Here is a 20,213-nt window from a genome sequence, read left to right on the forward strand (position 1 = left end):
TTCCTTCAACTCAGTAAACGTAAACGACGGTGCTGGGGGTGATCTGGTTGGCAATGGTATTGTAACCGGCACTGGTACTGATCATGTTGCTCAGAGTGCTCGCGCCAGCGGCAATGAAGCCGATGGTGGTCCGGCCCTTGAGCAGGATGCTGGTCTGGAGGTCGGTGTTGTTGCGCAGCCAGAAAACCGGGGTGGCGGCGTTGAAGTCGCTGGTGTCGTTGCTGTTGGCGGTGTCGGCGACGGGACTGGTGCTGGGGGCGGCACTGGTCTGGGCGTAGTACGTGCCGAAGTCGCTGGCGCTGGGGTCGGTGACGACAGCGCCCTGGCCGCCGTCGATGGTGGCGCTGACGCTGTACTGCCCGCCGCTCAAGCTGAGGCTGTCCAGCGTGATGGTGTTGCCGTCGGCGGAATAGTGGCCGCTGGTCCGGGTGAGGAAACGGGCCGCTTGGGTCGCCTGGTCCACCAGCAGGACCCGGCTGGCCGTGATGCCGGCGTTGCTCAAAATGGCGTCATAATCGCTGCCGCTGTTCCCGGCCACCGTGGACCCGCCCTGGGTGATGGTCACCTGAGCGGGGGTATAGCCCTGGGTCAGCGGGGCGTTCTTCAAGGCGTCCAGGGCTTTTTGCTCCGCGGCCGACTGGGCGGCGTTGGTCTCCGAGGTGTTCTTCTCGAAGGCGGCATCCAAGTCCTTCACCGGCTGGCGCCAGCGGTTCGCCACGGTGCGGTTACGGATCAGGCTGTAATACGCCTTGGTCTGGGCAATCTGCTGAAGTGTGGGGGCGGTCTTCGTGGCTTGGTAATCCCCGTAGATCTTCTGGATAAACGTGTTGGCGTCCGTGGTCTGCTGGAACCAGACCTGGACCGTGTCCAGCTTGTTCTTCTGGTCTTGGTAAACGGTCTGATTCTTCTCTTGGAGCAGCGTCTGGTCCAGCTTGCTCAAGCCGGCCGCCGTCACGCTATCCCGGTAATCGCCTTGACCGTCGTACAGCGCCGCCACCTGCTTCGCCCGGTCTTGGCGGCGGGCGTAATCCGTGGCAAAATGCTGCCAAAGGGTTTGGCTGCGGTCCGTGAAGGCCCATTGCCAGGTCGCCCGGGTACCGGCCAGCTGCCGTCGGTCACTGGGCGCGACGTCCGTCTTCAGCGCCCGCTGTTCCAGATTGGTGTACTGGGCTTCCACCGTGCTGCTGAAGTGGTGGTTCAAGAACCACCAGCCCATCAAAGCGACCACAAAGAGGGCCATCACTAAACTCGCAATGACCAGCATAATCCGTTTGGCACGCTGATACTGCGGCGAACGCCGCGCCCCCTGGGCCACCCCAATCGTCCTTTCTGCGTTACAATCTGTTCCTATTGTACCGAGACAAGGGATGATTCGCCAGGGGCGGGCGAATCATCCCGGGATCAGGGCCGGTTAGTTGTGCCGCGGTCTGGCTGGGCAGATGCTTGTGCGGTTGACATTGTGACCGTTTTTTGCCGTGATTGATGTATAGAAGAAAGGCGGGCGGTCGCCGAGAACGACCGCAGTTTTTGCGCTCCCCCGGCCAATCAGTTAAGCTAGAGAAAGAAATTGTGGGGGAAGGAACGGCCGGATGAGTAAGAAAGCGAAACGGCGGATTTTACGCTGGAGTATTGTACTGATCGTGTTGATCGTCATCGGGGTGTTTGGCTTTGTCCGCCGGACGGAAATCGCCAACGGCTTGTCCACGTGGCTGACGAAGCAGACGATCCCATTCAACCTGGTGGTCAGCCCCGATGCCGCGGCGGCGCAGGAAACGGTCAAGGGCGTCGACCTGGACGGGAACGACAGCAAGCGTCGGAATGCCGCCGTGGCCGCTTTTACCGTGGCTCAGCAGCGTTTCTCGGTCGCGGACCAAAACTATACGACTTTCCTTTCTCCCACCGAAGCAAAGCGCTTGAAAAAGTGGGTCAACGACAAGCCTTACCAATATATTAGCGACTTAACGATGCTGGGCTATGGCCGCGACACTCAGGGCAGTTTCTTGTATCTGAGCGCGAACCGGTATCAGGACACGCCCGCCATCTGGTCGTACCGCTACCGCATCTACTACCGGGGCGATCAGCTGCTCTCGTCATACTTCGCCGGCCGCTTCCAGGGGACCGTTCAGCCGCAATTCATCGTCCCCAAGGTGGGGCTGGGGACGCCGGGGAACGCGACGGCTGTCAACTTTCTGACCCAGATCAAGAACGGGCTGGGGCGGGCCGACCTCTACGAGAAAATCAACGATCGGTCCCTCTTCGTCGGCATCGCCCGCCAGCTCGGGCTGGACGACGCCAGCGCTGCCGGCTTGCAGATGTACCTGCGCCGGAGCAACGGCAAGTTCAACAATTCCGCCATTACCAGTTACGTCGTCACCGACGCGCCGCGAGTGACCCGCTTCACCCTGGTGGTCAAAAAAGAGGGCAAGCGGCAGCCGCTCACCCTCGTGTTCGATCGGAACAAGAGTAAATTCACACAATTACGGGTCGGGGACCAAAATCCAGGCAACCAGCGAAACGGATGATAAGCGGGAAAGCGCCGCTTATCGGGAGCGGGAGCAGTGAGCGCCGCGCACAATGGGGCAGTCAATTGCGATATTGACGCCCTTTTTGTCTGCCCGATACCTTACTTTTTGTGTTTGAGGCGGTGCAGGTGGTAGGCAATCACGCCGGCACTGACCAGGAACAGAATGAGCAGGACGCCGTCCATCCCTAAGTAAAGTTGACCATCCTGGGGCGTGGCGAAGATGTGCGGGGATTGAACCAGTTGGCGGTCGCTGACAGTGAGGCGATATAGCATGATGGCGGCGCCGATGACTGCGCAGGTGAAGGTGGTGCGGTAGGCATTTCTCGAAAAGCGCTGCGAGGGATGCCCTTGGATGAGATCTTTGAGCAGGGACATGGTGGTGCTCCTCCTTTACAGTAGGGAATAAGCAATGTGCCGTTCTGGCGGAATTACTCGGCCAGCGATTGTACTTGGCGGAAGGTTCTGTCGGCAACCCGATAGATTTTATCGAATTGGGCGGCATACCGTGCCGTCGCAGCATGTTCGATTTCGATTTGCGGGACGGCCGCAAACCGGCCCTGCGGTGACAGCGTTCGTCAACTGCCCCACAAACGCCGGGGAAACAATGCCGTCCAGTGCCATGAGCGCACAAAACACGATGCTCAAGAAGAGCCATCTTTTCGCATCGTGGAACAAGTACCGATAGAACTGGCGCTTACTGGTCGTTGGCTGGGGCATGGCGCTCACCTGCGTTTTCGGCGAGATGCACGTATGTGGAAAAAGTGCTCTCGCGCTGAGATAAGGCCAGTCTAATCTTGCCCCCCCAAATGTCAATATGATGATTGACAAATGTGCACGGCTCATTTTGATCGGTGCTTCTCAGCTCTTTACACGCCACGGTCCCCCCCTTCCTTCTTTTTCCGGGAGAAATAAAAAGCTGGCGCAAGCCTTAACGGCTCTTGCCAGTTTTCTCAAAATGTCAGACTATTCTTGCTGTCCTGGTTCTGACGCAATGATCTGCATGTCGCCGTCCACGGTCCAGTCCTTGATCTGGGCTGGGATGATGAAGTGCATCCCCTTGTGCAGTTCGTACGGGTCGCCGTCAGCGGTCAAGGTGCCGTCGCCGGCCAGCACAGAGACCAGGGTGTAGGGGGCACTGACGTGGTGCAGTGCCTGCTTATCCTTGATCCGCCACTGCCAGACGCTGAAGAACGGGGAGATGGGCGGCTGGACGTAGGTGGTGAAGGTGGACGCCCCGCGCTGTTCGGTCTGAATGTCGAGCTTGGGGTCGTGGTGCGGCACGTTGGTCACGTCGATGGACTGCTGCAGGTGCAGATCGCGCTTCTTGCCGGTCTTCGCGTCCACCCGGTCGTAATCGTAGAGCCGGTATGTGGTATCGCTGGACTGCTGGGTCTCCAGGACCATGATGCCCTTATTCAAGGCGTGGATGGTACCGCTGGGGACGAAGATGAAGTCGCCGGTCTTGACCGGCACCTTGCGCAGCAGCTTGTCCCACTCGCCGGCGTGGATCATGTCCGCCAGCTCCTGGCGGGTCTGGGCGTGGTGCCCGTAGATGAGGTAAGAGCCCGGGTCGGCTTGGATCACGTACCAGCACTCCGTCTTGCCCAGCTCGTGCTCGTGTTCCTCAGCGTAGGCATCGTCCGGGTGGACTTGGACAGAAAGGCTCGCTTCCGCATCCAGGATCTTCGTCAGCAGCGGGAAGACTTTCTCACTGGGATCGCCGAAGTATTCCGGGTGCAGCTTATACGCGTCATCCAGCGCCAAGCCGGCCAAGGGTCCGTTGATCACCCGGCTGGGACCGTGGGGATGGGCTGAGATGGCCCAGCATTCCCCAATCTTGCCGTCGGGGATCTTATAGCCGAATTCGCTGGCCAGCTTGCGTCCGCCCCAGATCTTGGGTTGGAAATACGGGTGCAGAAATAATGGTTCGATTGCCATGGACACTGCCTCCAATAGTAGTTTCCCTTTCATTATACCAAGATGAATCGCCAGAAACCGGCGATTCCGGGGATTGGGCCGAGAAGTCGTTGGTTAACGATATACCAAGTTTTGCGGGTTGAGGTCAGGCGGCGGCGAAACCACGGTATAATAAACGCAAAAGGAGGCGGCCGTGATGGTCAAATGGATACCGGCAAGTCTCTTACTGCTGCTGTGGCTGGGCAGTTTGCTGCGGGTGCGGCCCTGGCGGCAAGCAGCGACCTGGTCGCAAAAGTTGGCTCAATTTGCCCTGTGGAGCTACCTGCTCCTGCTCATTCCCCTGTGCTTCACGCCGTTTGCCACCCACCATGGGGCGTGGAGCGGGATGCAGCCGATCATGGTGGGGACGGCCCCCACCAACCCGATCCCCTTCCGCGGGGCGTTCACCCCGGATTTCTGGCTCAACATTCTGATGACGGTCCCCTTCGGTTGGCTTCTGCGCCAGCTGTATCACTGGCGCTGGTCGCAGATCTTCCTCGCCGGTCTAGCGCTGACCGTCCTCATTGAGGGCGGTCAGTTCCTGGCCGGCCTGACCGTCCAGCTCAACCGCTGGGCCGACGCCAACGATATCATCACCAACGTCACCGGTACCCTGTTGGGAAGTCTCTTGCGTGGACTATGGGAGCGATTCCGGGTACAATGATGGCATACCGTGGTACGGAGTTTCTTTTCTCAATTAAAGGAGGACATTGGCAATGAAAGTTACCCGAGCCGAACTGGCCGGCCGTGCGCTGGATATGTTCCGCAAGAAGGGCTTCGACAACGTGTCGGTGAACGACATCTCCGGGTCGTTCAACGTCACCAAGGGGTCGTTCTATCACTACTTCAAGAGTAAGGACGACATCTTGTTGGACTACTATAACAACTTGCTGCTGAACTCGAATGTGCTGCTGGACCAGATCTTAGCCGGCCCGGCGCCGCTCACCGGCAAGATCAAGACCCTCACGGACATCGCGGTCAACGCGACCGTCACCCTGGGGCCGGACCTGCTCAAGCGGCTGCTGGTGCTGTACCTCACCCAGGCCAGCGACTTGAAACTGCTCCAAGAGGGCGGCTACCTGGTCAACTACCTGGCCGCGCTGCACACGCTGTTCACCCAAGGCAAGGACCAGGGGCTGTGGACCGTGGACATGCCCGGTGAAGACTTGTACCAGAATTACGTCCATGACCTGCTGGGCCTGATCAGCGAGTGGGCATCGACCAACGGCGGCTTCGACCTGAAGGAAGCCGCCGGCAAGATGCGCGCCCTGCTGCCGGTCAAGGCGTGAAGAGCGGCTTGACCTGCTGGTAAACCGCCCGAGCGATGAGGGTGTGCCCCGTATCGCTGGGGTGGAAGCCGTCCCCATAACCTAAGAATGACGCGGCGCCTTTGACAGAAAGGGCGCCGTTTTGTTGTGCCTGCTGCCAAATCGGCTGGAGGTTGGCCACCGGCAGATGGTCCGCCTTGGCCACCGCCTGAATACGGGCATCGTAGGTCAGCGAGCGAGGCTGATTCCACGTCGTCAGAAGCACGATGCGGGCGTGGGTGTTGGCCCGCAAGTCGCTGATCAGCTTCCGCAGATTCTTCTCGAACTTCGCCGGCGTCGCAGAATGGGGCGGATCGTCGTACACCGACTCGTTCGTTCCGAATTCGATCGTCACCAAGTCCGGCTGAGTATTATAGATTTCCGTCAATTGGGGGAACGCCACCGTGTTGATGCTGCCGCCGTTTTCGCTGAAGTTGTGGACAGTCACCGGCACGTGCTGCTGGGTCTTGACCTGCTGGGCGACTTGGGCCACATACCCCCTGCTGCTGGCCGTGGCGAAGTAGCCCGCGGCTAAGCTGTCCCCCAGGGCCGTATAGACGAAGGGCCGCCGGGCAGAAAAGTCGGACCAGCGTTTGGCCGCCGGCTTGTCGGCCAATGGCGCCCGTTTCTTCTGCCGCGCAGTCGAGGCAGTGGCTGCCGGGGCGGTCAGTCCCCACTCCGCCGCGTGAGTATGGAGCAGGCTGCCCAGCCCGATCACGCCGGCCAACACAAATAACACCGCGGCGGCCCCGAGAAAGAACCGGGCGGCGTGGTGCTGCGGCTGCGGGCGGCGTCTCATGACCGGGCCGCTTTCTGCTTGATGCGTTCTAAGTACGCGTGGCTCTCCCGTTGGGCCGTACTGTCCAGCTGGTCGGCCAAGGTGATCTCATAAATGTTCGTGGCCTGGGGATTCAACAGCGGCCAGACGCGGGCCCATTCAATCTTGCCCTGCCCCAGCGGCAAGCTGTCGTGGCGCAGGCCCTGGGAATCCACCAAGTGATAGTGGACAACGGCCGGGGCCAGCTGACGCAACGACGCAGCGAGCACGTCATTACTGCCGTGGGCAGCAATGAACGTGTGACTCGTATCGTAGGCCAAGCGGTAGTGATGGGCCAGCAGTACCGCGTTGAACGCGGGGTCCGTGTACGGAAATGTGGGCGAGATGGAGTTCTCGAACATGATGCGGTCACCGCCCACGTCCCGCCAATGGTCCAGCTGGGCGAGAACGGCCGCCCGGCCGGCCGCCACGCTGCCAAATTCTGCCTGAATCCGCGCGGCGGGTTCATTATAGGACCCATGCAGCAAGAGCTGGGTATCCGTGTCCCGGGCCACCTGTAATAGGGCCGTCGTGCTGGCTTCCACGAAGGCTTGCAAAGCGGCGTCGTCACTGGCGATTTCTACGTGACCGCCGTGCCAGCTCATCGGGTGGTGGATGACGATCCGCCGAGTGGTCTGCTGGACCCAGGCAATCATCGCCCGCAGATGAGCCACCCCGGCTGGGGTCACGTCCGCCGGGGTGGTAAAGAACTCAAAAACCTGCGGCTGGCAGCGCAGCCGTTCGGCGATCTGATCTGGATCCGTGCTGGCCTTGAGGCCAAGGTAAGGAAATTCTGTCTGTGTCATCATACCTATATTGTAGCGATTACTGTGTCAGGGCTCCAGTGGCTGCGGTCACTTGGCATCGCTGAGCATTTCTGCCAGCTCATCCCGGTCGATCAGGCGCACGCCGACGCCGGCAGCCAGTTCCTTAGCGCTCGCGGTATAGTATGAATTCGAGATCACCACAGGATGGTCCAGATGGTAGAAGGCGCAGCCGGTGAAGACCTGCTGAACGGCGCTATTGTCCACATCGTGGTTGTACCGCTTGCACTGGATGCCGAAGCTCTCGTTGTCTGCGCGGGCGATAATGTCCACACCCTGGTCCCGGCTGGCCGGCGTCACCTTGACGTCAGTGAAGCCGAGGTGGACCAGCAGCTGGGCCGTATACTCTTCGAAGGCGATACCGTCCATCCGGTCAATGCGCGCCAACCCGCCGCTGAAGCGGAGCAGGAAGTGCACCAGCACGATACCCCAGCCCAGCACCAGCAGCCCAACAGCGCCCAAGAAGTAAGGATCGTACTGCTGGGCGGTGAACAGCGGCAGACTCGGCCGCACGAAGACCCGGTAGCCGACTAGCGCGGCCGCCAGGAGAACACTGATGATGATGCCAATGCGGCGCATGGACCCGGTCTCCTTTCCGAAGGTGTCATTATCCTCATTGTACGGGCGCGGGCCAGGTCTTCGCAATCGGCCCCAGGGCGTACTTTTAACAGAAAGGCGCCCACGAAAAAAGCCGCCGCCCAGACTGGCGACGACCCATTGTGTATTGTCTTATTCAGCGGTATTTGTTGGCCGCCACGTGCGGCCGTCCTGCAACAGTTGACGACTGGTCAAGTGCCGAGCCATGTAATCCAGCACTGCTTGGCTGTGACTCACGGTAAAGTCCCACTGGCTGCCGTCCACAGTGGTCACTTGAAAGCCCTTGGTCATCCGGCCGCCGAAGAACGTCTCAATCCAGACATACTGGATCTGGGCCCAGGGCAGCCAGGTAAAATTCTTGGCGTGAGCGGCCCGGGTGATAAATTCGATGCCAGCATTACCCAACGCCAGCATCCCTGCCCGATACTTGCCCGTCATGTTGGTGCGGGCGCGCACGGTCAATTCGATTTCTTGATTTAGCGGTTGATCCATAGGGACCGCTCCTTTCTCGCTGCCAGTCTCCTGACAACGGTGCCGCCACCAGCCGGCAGGGCCGATGACCAGTCGTCACTTCATCGATGCGTCGAGGTTACCACAACATCGGGTTTCTGCCAACGAATACGCTCATTTCTTACCCGCTCTTTTTTTCTTTTTCTTGGTGAGCTTGCTTGTCTTTACGGCCGGCCCAGAAGCCGTCTGGCCCGCCGGCTGTTTGCGCCGGTGGAACGCCCGGCCGATGACCTGGAAGAAGCTCAGCGACTTGACGATGTGGTCTGCCGGGATGTACTCCCGTATCGCCCGCAGGACGCGCTTAGGTTCCTTGGAGGAGAAAGAATACGTGCCGGCTTTCTGGGTTTCCACGGCGTAACGGGGAATCCACTTATTCCAGAAAACGAACGAGACGATCACCAGACGCACTTCGTCCCAAGGGATTTGGATATAATGGTTCAGGTTTTTCTCGTTGTAGAACTCGAAACCTTTGTCGCCCACCATGATCTTGCCGTATTCCGGCATGCCCAGGTACGATGTGGCATCTACCACCAAGTCGACTTTTGTGTTCAATGATTCAACCATATCGTGCTCGCTTTCTCCTCTGCTTGATGTTATTTCTATTGTAACACGCCCGGTTCAACCCGCGCTGGCCGGGGGCTGAACGCAATGAAGCTGCATATCCGGTAAGGGGTATGCAGCTTCACTTGTTTGCGTACTGACGCTGATTAGGTGATTGAATTACATCCAGCCAACAACGTGGAGCACAACACCAACCACGAACAGGCCGAGGATGATGACGATGGGTGAAACCTTCTTCTTCAGTAACCACATGCAGAGGAAGGTCAGGCCCAAGGCTGCCAACCCAGGAATCAAGCTGTCCAGGTTTTGCTGCAAGGTCGTGACTTTGTCTCGGGTAAGAGACAAGCCTTGCTGCTGCAGCTGCAGTGCCTTTTGAATTCCTTTGGCACCGCTGGGCAACTTGCTCCAGTCAATGTAAGCACCGGCTTGGTTCGGCACAGTGGAAACGACAGGTGTGAATTTCACTGCGACCCACCGGTTGACCAACGATCCCAGGATAAACATACCCAAAATCGTGGCGCCCTTCGTGACATCCTGCAGCAAGCCGCCGGATAAGTCATCGGTAATACGAGATCCCACCCGGTAGCCGAACTCCTGTGTATACCAGGTGAAGGCCATCCGGATGATGTTCCAAGCAAAGAAGTAAATCAGCGGGCCGAGGATATTCCCAGTCATGGCCAGGGAAGCGGCCAGGGCACCGATGATCGGCTTGATGGTGAACCAGAATACTGGGTCCCCAATACCGGCCAACGGACCCATCATGCCGACCTTGACCCCTTGAATGGCGACATCATCGACTGGTGCGCCGTTGGCCCGGTCTTGTTCCAAGGGTGACCCCGATAATCGGGGAGGCCAAGTACGGGTGCGTGTTGAAGAATTCCAAGTGGCGCTTCAGTGCTGCCGCCCGGTCTTCCTTTGTCTTGTATAATTTCTTAAGTGCCGGAATCATGGAATAGGCGAAGCCGCCGTTCTGCATCCGCTCGTAGTTCCAAGACCCTTGAATGAACGTCGACCGCCACCAAACGTGCAGCCGGTCGGCTTTAGATAACGTAATACGATCTGCCATTGGTTAGCCCCCCTTTCTCAATAATCGTCAATCAGCTTACCGACGGGATCACCGGTATTGTTGTTACCAGAACCGTTGCCGCTGTTTGAACTGCCGCCCATCTTGGACAGTGTCAAGTAGATCAACGCCAAGGCAACACCAATAGCCCCTAAGCCGATCAAGGTCAAGTCTTTCACCGTCGCCATCACGAAGCCGATGGCGAAGAACGGCCAAACTTCCTTCGTGGCCATCATGTTGATGATCATCGCGTACCCAACGGCCACGACCATGCCGCCGCCGACGCCCAGGCCATCGGTCAGCCAAGCCGGCATCATGTGCAGCAAGTCGCTCACCCGAGACGCCCCGACGGCCAGAATCAACCCGGCCGGAATGGCGATCCGCAGGCCCTGCATGATAATGGCAACGATTTGCCACATATCGACCTTCGCGAAGCTGCCCTCTTCAGCAGCCCGGTCCATCAGGTGGACAACACCAGTGGCCAAGGTCCGGACAACAGTCGTCAGCAGCAAGCCGGCGACGGCCAGCGGGATGGCAATAGCGATGGCCGCGTGGACACCGTTTTGGCCTTGACCGCCTAGAACCAGAATAATAGCAGATGCAACAGATGCCAAGGCGGCATCAGGCGCAACGGCGGCACCAATGTTGGCCCACCCTAAGGCGATCATTTCCAATTGACCGCCCAAAATGACACAGGGAATCAAGTTCCCAGTGACTAAGCCAATCAGCGTGCAGGCAATAATCGGCTGATGGAAGTGGAATTCATCCAAAATACCTTCCATCCCCGCCAAAAACGACACGCCGATGACTAATACGATCTGAATCCAGTTCAAATTCATGGGTATTAGTCCTCTCTTTCTCTCTCAATGAAATAGGATATTCAATTATTTCTGCTGATCCAGCATGGACTGGGCTTTCTTCAAGATGTTGTCCATATTGTCGGCATTGTCGCCCGGCACTTTACGCACATCGAACTTGACGCCCATGTCCTTCAACTTCTTGAATGTATCGATATCTTCCTGGTTGAAGGCCAGCACCTTGTTGGGCTGGACCTTGCCGACGGAGTGAGCCATGGAACCGATGTTCAGTTCCTTCAGCGGCACGCCGCCTTCGATAGCCTTCAATGCGTCTTCTGGATTCTCGAATAACAGCAATGCTTTTTGCCCGCCGAAATGCTGGTCGTCTTTGGCCAGCTTGATCATTTGGTCAATCGGCACCACATGGGCATGCACACCCACTGGTGCTGCTTCCATGATCAGCTTCTTGCGCAACTCGTCGTGCGCGACGGCATCCGATACCACGATGATGCGGTTTGCCCCGGATGTCTTTGTCCAAGTCGTGGCAACCTGGCCGTGGAGGAGCCGGGAATCGATCCGGGCCAGCACGTACTGCATCGACCCAGGTGCCCCCACCTGACCGTTGGTGGTCGTCGGTGCCGCATCGGCAGCCGGCGCGGCGGCATTCCCAGTACTCTTCGGTTCCAAGTCTTCGGGCTTGATCTTCACACCGTCGCGACCCGCCTCAACGATATGCGCTGCAATCTCTTGCGCGGAATTCATCGTCAACCGTGAGCCGTATGCCTCCACCAGCATGGGCAGATTCAACCCGGTGACGATCGCCCATTTATCTTTGTGGGCCTCATACAAGCCATTGGCCTGATTGAACGGAGAACCGCCCCACAAATCAATCAGGAAGAGCACTTCATCGTCCGGATCGAACTTGCTGATGGCTTCTTCCAAGTGGGCCTTCAAATCAGCCGGTCCTTCGTTGGGCATGAAGGTCACTGCTTCGACCTTCTCCTGCTCACCGAAAATCATTTGCCCGGATTGCTTGATCCCGGCGGCAAATTGACCGTGACTTGCAAGAATGATGCCAACCATAACTTCGCCTCCTATAAACTTCTGTGCGGAACAGCCGCGAGGCCGTTCCAAACGGCACTAGCAATGGGCACGAAACCGGCAAAACCCCATCACGCAGGGCTTTGCCGAGGAAAATTCCCATCTGTAAATATCATAGCATCTTGACCAGGGCACCTGTTAGCAATAACACTTGTCAATGCATGGCGAACGCCCAACTGGTCTAGACAACTTCGACCTCAATTATTTTAACCGCTTTCGAACGATTTGTGAAGCCTTTTTTCTAAAAAGTGAATATTACTGCAACCGATTGCTGAAGTGGAGGGCGGCTAGTAAGATGCCCACCGCCGCCAGGGCCGCCAGAGTGCCGGCGACGGCGGCCCAAGAGGCCCCCAGCAGGAGGAAGACCAGCCCTAAGCCGGCACACCAGCCCACGAATTTCATCCCCGCGGGTTTGATGCGGTGCAGTAAGCCCACTTCCCGGGCGAGGATAATGATGGCCACTAGGCCGAGGAGAAAAATGCCGATCGTTGCTGCTGCTGCCCGCATGGCTGGCCGCCTCCTTAATCTGTCTTGTTCTTATTATAGTACGCCGCCATCTTCCTCTGCAGTGTGGGTTCAGCCAGCGTCTGCTGAGCCAGCGGCAGCCAGCGGGCATTGGCCGGGAGTGCTGTTGGCGCCGCCAAGGTCAAGTGCCGCAGATACACCGTCCAGTGCTGGTGGGTGAACACGTGAGTGACGCTGCCGGCGCCCACCGACTGGTCCCGCAGCACTGCCGCTGACGCCATGGTGATGGCGTGAGCGGCCGCCAATTGCGTCAGCAGCTCCGGTACGGTCGCTGCCCGCTGGTCCCCGGTCAGCAGCGGCCACGTCCACAAACTGGCCAACAGCCCTCGACTGGGCCGCTGCTGCCACACTGCTTGCCCGTCCGGTGTCGTCAGGACCAGGGCGGTGTATGTCTTTGCCACTGGCTTTTTCTTCGCGCTCTTCACGGGATACTGATCTGTGACGCCCTGCTGGTACGCAGCGTCGAAAGCGGCCACCGGAGAATGGGCACTATCCGGATGCTTCGCCGTCATGTAGCTGGACCCTAGATCCATGACCGCCTGGTTGAAATCCCCTGGCCGGTCCTGGGGGATCAGGGGGGTGATGGCTGCCCGGAACACCCTCTGGGCGGCGCCGCTGCGGATGTCTGTATCGATCAGCAGCAGCCGGGCAAAGACCCGGTAGGCATTCCCGTCAATGGCCGGGACGGGTTCGCCGAAGGCAATGGAGGCTACGGCGCCGGCGACGTAATCGCCGATGCCCGGCAATTGCTTCAGCCCCGCTGCCGTCGTCGGCCACTGACCACCCCGTTCTTGGGTGATGATCTGGGCGGTCTTCAACAGGTTGCGGGCCCGGGAATAATAGCCCAGGCCGGCCCACTCTTTGAGAACGGCTGCCTCATCCGCGGCGGCTAGATCCGTCAGGGTGGGCCAATGGGCCAGCCACCGCTCATAGTAAGGAATCACGGTCTGCACCCCGGTCTGCTGGAGCATCACTTCGGACAGCCAGACGTGGTATGGCGCGTGGTCCCGCCGCCAGGGCAAAGCCCGGCCATGGGCATCGTACCAGCCCAGTAAGGTGTCTTGAAATTGCTTAATGGTTGCTGCATCCCATTGGATCATTTTGAATCCGCCCTTCGCTTTTCTTGCTCCATCATGGTACCATGGATATGTAAAGATACCTCGGTATATTCCCATCTCCACGCTTGCATTCCTAATTTAGAATGATTATAATTTAGGAGTAGTTACAGAAAGGGGCGTTTCTTATGTCACACAAAACCAAGCTGCTGACCACCATTGCCATTGGTGTCCTGGCACTCGTCCTGCAATTCGTCTTCCATCTGAATATTGCTGCCCAAGTCATCGTCACCCTCATGGGGTCAGTCATTGCGTTCACCATGCTTATTGAAATGATCAAAACATTACGGTCCGGCAAGTACGGGGTCGATATCCTGGCCATCACCGCCATCATCGCCACCCTGGCGATCAGTGAATACTGGGCCGCGCTGATGATTCTGGTGATGCTCACCGGCGGCGATGCACTGGAGGATTATGCCCAGCATAAAGCCGGCTCTGAGCTGAAGAGCTTACTCGATAATTCACCATCCACGGCCCATCGCTTCGAAGGGGACCGGCTGAAGGACATTACCATTGAAGATGTGCACATCGACGATCATCTGCTGGTCAAGCCCGGCGAAGTCGTTCCTGTCGACGGCATCATCATTAACGGGCGCTCCACGCTGGACGAATCATCGCTGACCGGGGAATCCCGGCCGGTGGAGCGGCGCACCGGCGACGAAGTGATGTCCGGGGCGGTCAACGGCGATACGGCGCTGACGATTCGGGCCACGAAGGCCGCCGCCGACAGTCAGTATCAGAAGATCGTTGCGCTGGTTAAAGAGTCCGAAGCCCGGCCAGCCCACTTTGTCCGTTTAGCTGACCGGTACGCCGTGCCCTTTACCCTCGTTGCGTACTTGATCGCCGGCATTGCCTGGGCGGTCAGCGGCGACCCCCACCGGTTCGCTGAAGTGCTGGTCGTCGCCTCACCCTGCCCGCTGATCTTGGCCGCGCCAGTGGCCCTGGTTTCTGGCATGAGCCGGGCCAGCCGCAACGGCATTATCGTCAAGACGGGGACCGTGATTGAGAAATTGGCCGGCGCCAAGACGATTGCCTTCGATAAGACCGGCACAATTACCCGCGGTGTATTGGCCGTGGACAAAGTACGGCCCACGGACCACATTTCTGCCACCCATCTGCTCCAAGCGGCCGCCAGTGCTGAGCAGCAGTCTAACCATATTCTCGCCCGCTCGCTGGTCAAGAGTGCCCGCCGGGATAAGCTGCTGGCCACCGATAGTATTGAAGAAACCACTGGCGCCGGGGTCACCGCCAAGGTCGGCGGCGAGACCATCCGCGTCGGCAAGGCCGACTTCGCGGGCGCACCGGCTAGTGCCGTCGTGGACGGGACCGCGGTCTACGTCAGCATCAATGGCACCTATGCCGGTCTGATCACCTTCAATGACGAACTGCGGCCCGAAGCGAAGGACACCATTGCCGACTTGCATACCCTGGGCATCAATCACGTCATGATGCTCACGGGGGATAAGAAGGAGACCGCCCAGGCGATTGCCGACGAGGTGGGCATTGACGACCTGCAGGCCGAGTGCCTGCCCCAGGATAAGATCGACATGCTGAACAGTCTCCCTGACGATCAGCGGCCCAGCGTGATGGTCGGTGACGGGGTCAATGACGCCCCGTCCCTGTCCGTAGCCGATGTCGGGATCGCCATGGGCGCCCACGGCTCCACCGCGGCCAGTGAATCGGCCGACATGGTCATTCTCAAGGACGACTTGGGCCGAGTGACCCGTGCCGTCCGCATCTCCCGGGACACCATGAACGTGGCCAAGCAGTCCGTTCTGCTGGGCATCTTCATTTGTACCGCACTGATGCTGGTGGCCTCGACTGGCGCCATCCCCGCCCTCTTCGGCGCGATGCTCCAGGAAGTCATCGACACCGTCTCCATTCTCTGGGCACTGCGGGCGCGTCACGGCAAGTCCCTAGCGCCCAGCGACAGCAACAACCGGCCCCAGCACCGGGTGGTCGGCAAGGCCAACGCTGTGCGGGAATAATGCCCGGGTGAGGTAAGAAACGCCCCGTTTCTGAATTCTATTACGATCAGAAAATATCCCTGACTGGGATGATCCGGTCAGGGGTATTTGTATGCCGTCTAGAAGTCATTGGTGCGGATACGGTGACGGAGTACCAGGATACTTGCCAGAAATGAAAGGAGCATCAGGCCCGCCGAGGCTGCGCTCACGGTGACCAACATCATCACCCGGCGGGCCGGTGCGGTGAACGCCGTAATGACCTGAGGCGGAATAACGAACTGGACCAGCGCGTAGGCACCGCCGAAAAGGAGCAGCATACCGCCCACGGGTCCATTGGGCGACCCGGAGAACAGAAACGGCATTAACCAGAAAAGCAGCCACCAAAAAATCACAATGGCTGCACCGCCAATAACGGCCACTGCCCGGGCAGAGACGACCGCCGGCTCAAACCGGTGCAGCAGGGCTAAATAGCCCAGTGCGACGGCCCCAGCGACCACCAAAGCCAACAGAGCGCTGAGACAGCGCACGGCGGCGACGGTCAGCGGGGACTGGCCGGCGGCCAATTCCCCCGCCAGTTGCTGGTGCTGGGTGTCAAGCGCAAAAAGGTGATAGACCGCGGCAATAATGGCGACTATGGCCACAATAACTGCGCCAAGCCACCAGCCGCCTTGACTAAAAATCGCCCCGGCGGCCAGGACGACGGCCACCCCCGCGAGGCCCCACCAATGAAACCAATCCCGGCCCATTTGACACCATTCAGACCACAGTAGAGTGCCCATGATATTTTCTCCAATCTGCCGATCAGTGCGGCCGCGGGGTTCTGTTGACCAGCTGGCCGGCAATACCGGCAACGCCAGCCAAAACGATTGCTACCGGCAAAAACTGACGCAGTGACTGCACGAAGAACGTGACCACTGCAAGCAACAGCCCAATCAATGCGACGATACGCAGAATGCCTTGAATTCCTTTGAAATTTTGCATGCCAGCAACCTCCTCCATATTGCCCATAGTGTACCGCTTACATGTGCCAGCGTGAACAAAACTGTCTCACAATTTGTCAGATTAGCAAAACCGTTGACTTGACTGCCTGCCGTGCCCACAATGGAAGTAATCATTGTACGCAAAGGGGTCTTAGTATGGCGAACGAAACGAAACCGCTCACGACACCTAAAAAGGTGTCCCGTTTGCGGTATGACCTAAGTCAGATCCGCATCAAGAACACGGTCAGCGAGCTGCAGAATATGGGCAAGGACATCCGGGACAAGGTGCCCTTCAGTGCGCTCGCAGAGTTCAAGCCCGTCCACCGGGATGTCGTCCAAGGCATCCAGCACGTGGAACGGGCCTTCATTAAGGAATTGGTCCCGCTGCGTCACGAGCGGATGGCGGCCTCGCCCTTTTCTTTCTTTCGCGGTACCGATGAACTGATGGCTTACGACTTGACCAAGCAGACGGCCACGAATATTCCCGTCGTCATCTCCGGTGATGCCCACGTCGGCAACTTCGGCTTCTATGCCTCGCCGGAACGCAAGCTGCTCTTCGACCTCAACGACTTCGATGAGTCGACCATCGGCAGCTGGGATTGGGACGTCCGCCGGCTGCTCGTCAGCATTATCTTGGCGGGGGAGCAGATCAAGCTGGACGAGGACGATCTGGAAGATATCATGACCCACACCGTCCAGACCTACCAGCAGATCATCATCGAGTGCTTCGACGACCATAGTGCCCTGGAACGCTATTACTTCTCCACTGAAGTCGAGAGCTTCCTGACGGCCCAGGCCGAGGGGGCGTCACTGCCCAAGTTGTGGCGCAAGATCAAGGACAACGCCCCCGCCCGGGATTCCGAGCAAGTCGTCCGCAAGTTCACGACGCTGGACGACCGCGGTCACCTGATCTTCAAGGAGAACGCACCGAGGACGGTACATGTTTCTGACAAACGGTTCAAGGAGATCGCCACCCATCTGCGGACCTATATTCAGACCGTCAAGCCCGACGTGGCGGTGCTCCTGTCCCAGTTCCACGTCAGCGACATCGTCCGCCACAGCGTCGGGGTCGGCAGCTTCGGCACCCGCTGCTACCTGGTCCTGCTCACCGCCATCGACGGCAGCCACCTGGTCCTGCAGATCAAGGAAGCCCTGCCCACTCGCCGGTTCCAAGGCTTCGACGTGACCACCCGCTTCAGCCAGGACGGCCCCGACAACGGCGAGCGTATCGTCACCTGCCAGCAGATCCTGCAGCGCGCCTCCGACCCGTTCCTGGGCTTCTACCATAACGACGACACCGGCCGCAGTTTCTACGTCCGCCAATTCCGCGACATGAAGGAATCCATGGATATTGAGAAAATGGACAAGGACGACTTCGATACCTACGCCCGCATCTGTGCGCTGCTGCTGGCCCGGGGCCACGCCCAGAGTCCCACCGGGGCCCTGGTCCGGGGTTACGCCGGTCAGAAGAGGAAGCTGGTCAGTGCGCTGATCGACTGGTCCCAGGCCTATGCCCAGCAAGTCCACGCCGACTACGACGCCTTCATGGCGGCCATCAACGACCAGACGCTGGCGCTGCCGGCTGCCGAAGATGAGGAGGACGATGACGATGACTAAGGTCGTATTCCATGTGGATGAGTTAGAAAAGTGGGACCACGCACTAAGCAACGTCCAGAACCTGCTGGCTTACGGCAAAAGCAGCGGCACGTCCTACACCATCGTTGTGCTGATCAACGGCGACGCCATCATGGGTTATTTGGTAGCCCGTTTGCGGGACCAGGTGGATACCTTGCAAAGCGCCGGTGTGGCCTTCCACGCCTGCCATAACTCGATGCAGAGCCATGGCTTAGCAGACAGCCAGCTGCCGGCGGGCGTGACGGTGGTGCCGGCGGGGGTGGCTGACCTGGCGGCGCTGCAGGATGACGGGTACCGATACATCAAGCCCTAGAATAGAAAAAGAGAGGGCGAACAAAATCCGCGCTCTCTTTTTTTCTATTTCTGATTGACGTCTTGAGTCTGGTTATCGCTTGGCGGTAATTGATGCACTTGGTTTACCGCACGGTCGATATCATTACCACCGGTTGGTGAGTGGGTGTCGGTGTTTTTGCTCGTAATTATTCAGCACCTTAAAGAGGTCATTTCCAATTGCTCGAAAATCACCAGAAATTTTCGCTTCATCGCTTTTCTTTGACATGGCTGGGTAGTAAGAGCGCTTTTTGGCCGCCACAGGCTGCATCACTTTAGTAATGATGCGGCTAACACCAGTAACTGTTTGGACGAAGGGCCTCGTCACTACAGTCAAAAGGTTTAGGAAACTCATCGTCAACACCCCAATCTTTGACCCTGAAGAAATTGTATCACAGTAAGAACGTATATCTCTACATTGGCAGTTCTCAATTCGGGATTGGGTCTGCTCTGTCACCCGTGCGTACTGACACATCAATGAGAAGCGCCATTATTTCCCAGGTAATAATGTCCTCGGCAAATCCACCGGAGCTTCGCGGGCCCAGCCATGATCTGCCCGCCACGACCGCTTCGCCGTCTTCGACACCCACGGGTTCCCGGCAACGTAAAACCGATACGGCCGGTCATGCCAGCCGCCGGCGCGGACGCCAACCCGGGCAGAATCCGCGATCGTCCGGGGAAGGCTGCGCCATTCATCGGCCAGCACCACCGTCAGCGGCGCCGTCGCTAAATGATGTAAGTTCAAGCTTTTGTCGCGCACGCCGAACGCCCGAAACAGCTTGCCTGGCCCATTGGTCAGCTCGCCCAAGGACCGGCCGGCACGGTTGGCCTGCATGATGTCGATCCCCCAGACGGGCTGAATGCCGCGCAGCAGCACCCCCTGGGGGACCTCTGCGGCTTGCACGGCAATATCGCACATAAACAAGCCGCGCCGCTCATAGATATAAATCGTCCCCGGCGGGCCGTACAGGGCCTCGTTGGCGGGTGACCGGTGGCCTTGGTAGGCGTGAGCCGCATTATCGGCCTGACCGAGATAGGCCTCGGTCTCAACGATCCAGCCGCCTACGAGCCCTGCCGGTGAATGGTACAGCAGCGGCCGGCCTAACAAGTCCTGGGCAATGGCCTGCGTTGAACGTCCGGTGAAAAAGTCGGCGTATGCCATTTGCTCCGCTCCTTTCTTCCTGAAATGCTAAACTTATCTTAGAGGTGAGTCCGATGAGTGTCAAAATCAAACGTATCTACGGGGACTTGTTACCCGACCCGAAGGATGGCTACCGGATTCTGGTGGACCGGCTGTGGCCCCGGGGTGTGTCGAAGGTCAAGGCGGAATTGGACGAATGGGATAAGCAGATTGGCCCGAGCACCGAACTGCGCCAGTGGTTCGGCCATGACCCGGAGAAGTACCCGGAGTTCAAGCAGCGCTACATTGCAGAACTGGACGCCAATCCGGCGACCCCGGACTTCTTGCAGCTGGTCAAGGATAAGGCCGCAACCGGTCCGGTGGTCCTGCTCTTCGGCGCCAAGGACGAGACGCACAACCAAGCCGTCGTCCTGCAAGACTACTTAGCGGCTAAAGGCATCCAATAACAACGACGAAAAAATGC

General features: G+C 58.7%; 23 protein-coding genes and 1 pseudogene. 7 read left to right on the top strand and 17 right to left on the bottom strand.

The window, feature by feature from the left end; translation table 11 throughout:
• Nucleotides 1-10: 10 nt before the first annotated feature.
• On the bottom strand, nucleotides 11-1,315 hold the full coding sequence (locus tag L248_RS06560; RefSeq protein WP_022529355.1) for a hypothetical protein: 1,305 nt from the start codon (nucleotides 1,313-1,315) through the stop codon (nucleotides 11-13).
• 274 nt (nucleotides 1,316-1,589) lie between these two features.
• On the opposite strand from L248_RS06560, the gene L248_RS06565 reads away from it, so the two are divergent.
• Nucleotides 1,590-2,522: a hypothetical protein gene (locus L248_RS06565; protein WP_022529356.1), complete on the top strand. Its 933-nt coding sequence runs from the start codon at nucleotides 1,590-1,592 to the stop codon at nucleotides 2,520-2,522.
• Nucleotides 2,523-2,623: 101 nt separating this feature from the next.
• Here L248_RS06565 and L248_RS06570 read toward each other — a convergent pair whose 3' ends face one another.
• Entirely contained in the window at nucleotides 2,624-2,899 is a 276-nt protein-coding gene (locus L248_RS06570; RefSeq protein WP_022529357.1) for a hypothetical protein, read from the bottom strand.
• A 588-nt stretch (nucleotides 2,900-3,487) separates the two neighbouring features.
• A complete protein-coding gene (gene manA / locus L248_RS06580; RefSeq protein ID WP_040535326.1) occupies nucleotides 3,488-4,462 on the bottom strand; it encodes a mannose-6-phosphate isomerase, class I in 975 nt (324 codons plus the stop codon).
• A gap of 175 nt (nucleotides 4,463-4,637) precedes the next feature.
• Between manA and L248_RS15130 the strand changes: the two genes are divergently transcribed.
• Together L248_RS15130 and L248_RS15135 are read left to right on the top strand one after the other, a co-directional pair.
• Nucleotides 4,638-5,144, top strand: a complete 507-nt coding sequence (locus L248_RS15130) for a VanZ family protein (protein ID WP_051999882.1) — start codon at nucleotides 4,638-4,640, stop codon at nucleotides 5,142-5,144.
• A gap of 52 nt (nucleotides 5,145-5,196) precedes the next feature.
• Nucleotides 5,197-5,769, top strand: coding sequence for a TetR/AcrR family transcriptional regulator (locus L248_RS15135; protein ID WP_022529360.1), 573 nt, complete (start codon nucleotides 5,197-5,199; stop codon nucleotides 5,767-5,769).
• Here L248_RS15135 and L248_RS06595 read toward each other — a convergent pair.
• The 10 genes and pseudogenes from L248_RS06595 to mutY all read right to left on the bottom strand — a co-directional run bounded on the left by L248_RS06595 (nucleotide 5,759) and on the right by mutY (nucleotide 13,682).
• Nucleotides 5,759-6,586, bottom strand: coding sequence for an SGNH/GDSL hydrolase family protein (locus L248_RS06595; RefSeq protein WP_040535328.1), 828 nt, complete (start codon nucleotides 6,584-6,586; stop codon nucleotides 5,759-5,761). The genes L248_RS15135 and L248_RS06595 overlap by 11 nt on opposite strands.
• Nucleotides 6,583-7,413 (bottom strand): TIM barrel protein, encoded by an 831-nt coding sequence (locus L248_RS06600; protein ID WP_022529362.1) that lies wholly within the window; start codon nucleotides 7,411-7,413, stop codon nucleotides 6,583-6,585. Before L248_RS06600 ends, L248_RS06595 begins: the two co-directional genes overlap by 4 nt.
• A 45-nt stretch (nucleotides 7,414-7,458) precedes the next feature.
• A complete protein-coding gene (locus tag L248_RS06605; RefSeq protein WP_022529363.1) occupies nucleotides 7,459-8,007 on the bottom strand; it encodes a restriction endonuclease in 549 nt (182 codons plus the stop codon).
• A gap of 150 nt (nucleotides 8,008-8,157) precedes the next feature.
• Nucleotides 8,158-8,517 carry a DUF956 family protein gene (locus tag L248_RS06610; RefSeq protein ID WP_022529364.1) on the bottom strand — a complete coding sequence of 120 codons (360 nt, stop codon included), beginning with the start codon at nucleotides 8,515-8,517 and terminating at the stop codon, nucleotides 8,158-8,160.
• A gap of 132 nt (nucleotides 8,518-8,649) precedes the next feature.
• Nucleotides 8,650-9,099 carry a DUF956 family protein gene (locus L248_RS06615; protein WP_022529365.1) on the bottom strand — a complete coding sequence of 150 codons (450 nt, stop codon included), beginning with the start codon at nucleotides 9,097-9,099 and terminating at the stop codon, nucleotides 8,650-8,652.
• A gap of 156 nt (nucleotides 9,100-9,255) precedes the next feature.
• A pseudogene (locus L248_RS06620) lies at nucleotides 9,256-10,162 on the bottom strand (PTS system mannose/fructose/sorbose family transporter subunit IID).
• A 17-nt stretch (nucleotides 10,163-10,179) separates the two neighbouring features.
• Nucleotides 10,180-10,998, bottom strand: a complete 819-nt coding sequence (locus L248_RS06625; protein WP_022529368.1) for a PTS mannose/fructose/sorbose transporter subunit IIC — start codon at nucleotides 10,996-10,998, stop codon at nucleotides 10,180-10,182.
• Between the two features lie 45 nt (nucleotides 10,999-11,043).
• Nucleotides 11,044-12,039 carry a mannose/fructose/sorbose PTS transporter subunit IIA gene (locus L248_RS06630; protein ID WP_022529369.1) on the bottom strand — a complete coding sequence of 332 codons (996 nt, stop codon included), beginning with the start codon at nucleotides 12,037-12,039 and terminating at the stop codon, nucleotides 11,044-11,046.
• Between the two features lie 273 nt (nucleotides 12,040-12,312).
• Nucleotides 12,313-12,564 (bottom strand): hypothetical protein, encoded by a 252-nt coding sequence (locus tag L248_RS06635; protein ID WP_022529370.1) that lies wholly within the window; start codon nucleotides 12,562-12,564, stop codon nucleotides 12,313-12,315.
• Between the two features lie 14 nt (nucleotides 12,565-12,578).
• The gene (mutY, locus tag L248_RS06640) at nucleotides 12,579-13,682 is read right to left on the bottom strand and encodes an A/G-specific adenine glycosylase (RefSeq protein WP_022529371.1); all 1,104 of its coding nucleotides are present in this window, start codon (nucleotides 13,680-13,682) and stop codon (nucleotides 12,579-12,581) included.
• Nucleotides 13,683-13,825: 143 nt separating this feature from the next.
• On the opposite strand from mutY, the gene L248_RS06645 reads away from it, so the two are divergent.
• On the top strand, nucleotides 13,826-15,685 hold the full coding sequence (locus L248_RS06645; RefSeq protein ID WP_022529372.1) for a heavy metal translocating P-type ATPase: 1,860 nt from the start codon (nucleotides 13,826-13,828) through the stop codon (nucleotides 15,683-15,685).
• A gap of 98 nt (nucleotides 15,686-15,783) precedes the next feature.
• Here L248_RS06645 and L248_RS06650 read toward each other — a convergent pair whose 3' ends face one another.
• Both L248_RS06650 and L248_RS06655 read right to left on the bottom strand, forming a co-directional pair.
• On the bottom strand, nucleotides 15,784-16,443 hold the full coding sequence (locus tag L248_RS06650) for a hypothetical protein (RefSeq protein WP_155828583.1): 660 nt from the start codon (nucleotides 16,441-16,443) through the stop codon (nucleotides 15,784-15,786).
• A gap of 22 nt (nucleotides 16,444-16,465) precedes the next feature.
• Nucleotides 16,466-16,645 carry a hypothetical protein gene (locus L248_RS06655; protein WP_022529374.1) on the bottom strand — a complete coding sequence of 60 codons (180 nt, stop codon included), beginning with the start codon at nucleotides 16,643-16,645 and terminating at the stop codon, nucleotides 16,466-16,468.
• 155 nt (nucleotides 16,646-16,800) lie between these two features.
• Between L248_RS06655 and L248_RS06660 the strand changes: the two genes are divergently transcribed.
• Both L248_RS06660 and L248_RS06665 read left to right on the top strand, forming a co-directional pair.
• Nucleotides 16,801-18,261 (top strand): DUF2252 domain-containing protein, encoded by a 1,461-nt coding sequence (locus L248_RS06660; protein WP_022529375.1) that lies wholly within the window; start codon nucleotides 16,801-16,803, stop codon nucleotides 18,259-18,261.
• Nucleotides 18,254-18,592, top strand: a complete 339-nt coding sequence (locus tag L248_RS06665; RefSeq protein ID WP_040535330.1) for a DsrE family protein — start codon at nucleotides 18,254-18,256, stop codon at nucleotides 18,590-18,592. The genes L248_RS06660 and L248_RS06665 overlap by 8 nt, the downstream gene beginning before the upstream one ends.
• A 123-nt stretch (nucleotides 18,593-18,715) precedes the next feature.
• Here L248_RS06665 and L248_RS06670 read toward each other — a convergent pair whose 3' ends face one another.
• The gene (locus L248_RS06670; RefSeq protein WP_040535332.1) at nucleotides 18,716-18,964 is read right to left on the bottom strand and encodes a hypothetical protein; all 249 of its coding nucleotides are present in this window, start codon (nucleotides 18,962-18,964) and stop codon (nucleotides 18,716-18,718) included.
• Nucleotides 18,965-19,099: 135 nt separating this feature from the next.
• The gene (locus L248_RS06675; protein WP_022529378.1) at nucleotides 19,100-19,771 is read right to left on the bottom strand and encodes a DNA-3-methyladenine glycosylase; all 672 of its coding nucleotides are present in this window, start codon (nucleotides 19,769-19,771) and stop codon (nucleotides 19,100-19,102) included.
• 53 nt (nucleotides 19,772-19,824) lie between these two features.
• Here L248_RS06675 and L248_RS06680 point away from each other — a divergent pair, with 53 nt between their 5' ends.
• Nucleotides 19,825-20,196: a DUF488 domain-containing protein gene (locus L248_RS06680; protein ID WP_022529379.1), complete on the top strand. Its 372-nt coding sequence runs from the start codon at nucleotides 19,825-19,827 to the stop codon at nucleotides 20,194-20,196.
• The last annotated feature ends 17 nt before the right edge of the window (nucleotides 20,197-20,213 follow it).

The sequence above is a fragment of the Schleiferilactobacillus shenzhenensis LY-73 genome (assembly GCF_000469325.1).
Taxonomy (GTDB): domain Bacteria; phylum Bacillota; class Bacilli; order Lactobacillales; family Lactobacillaceae; genus Schleiferilactobacillus; species Schleiferilactobacillus shenzhenensis.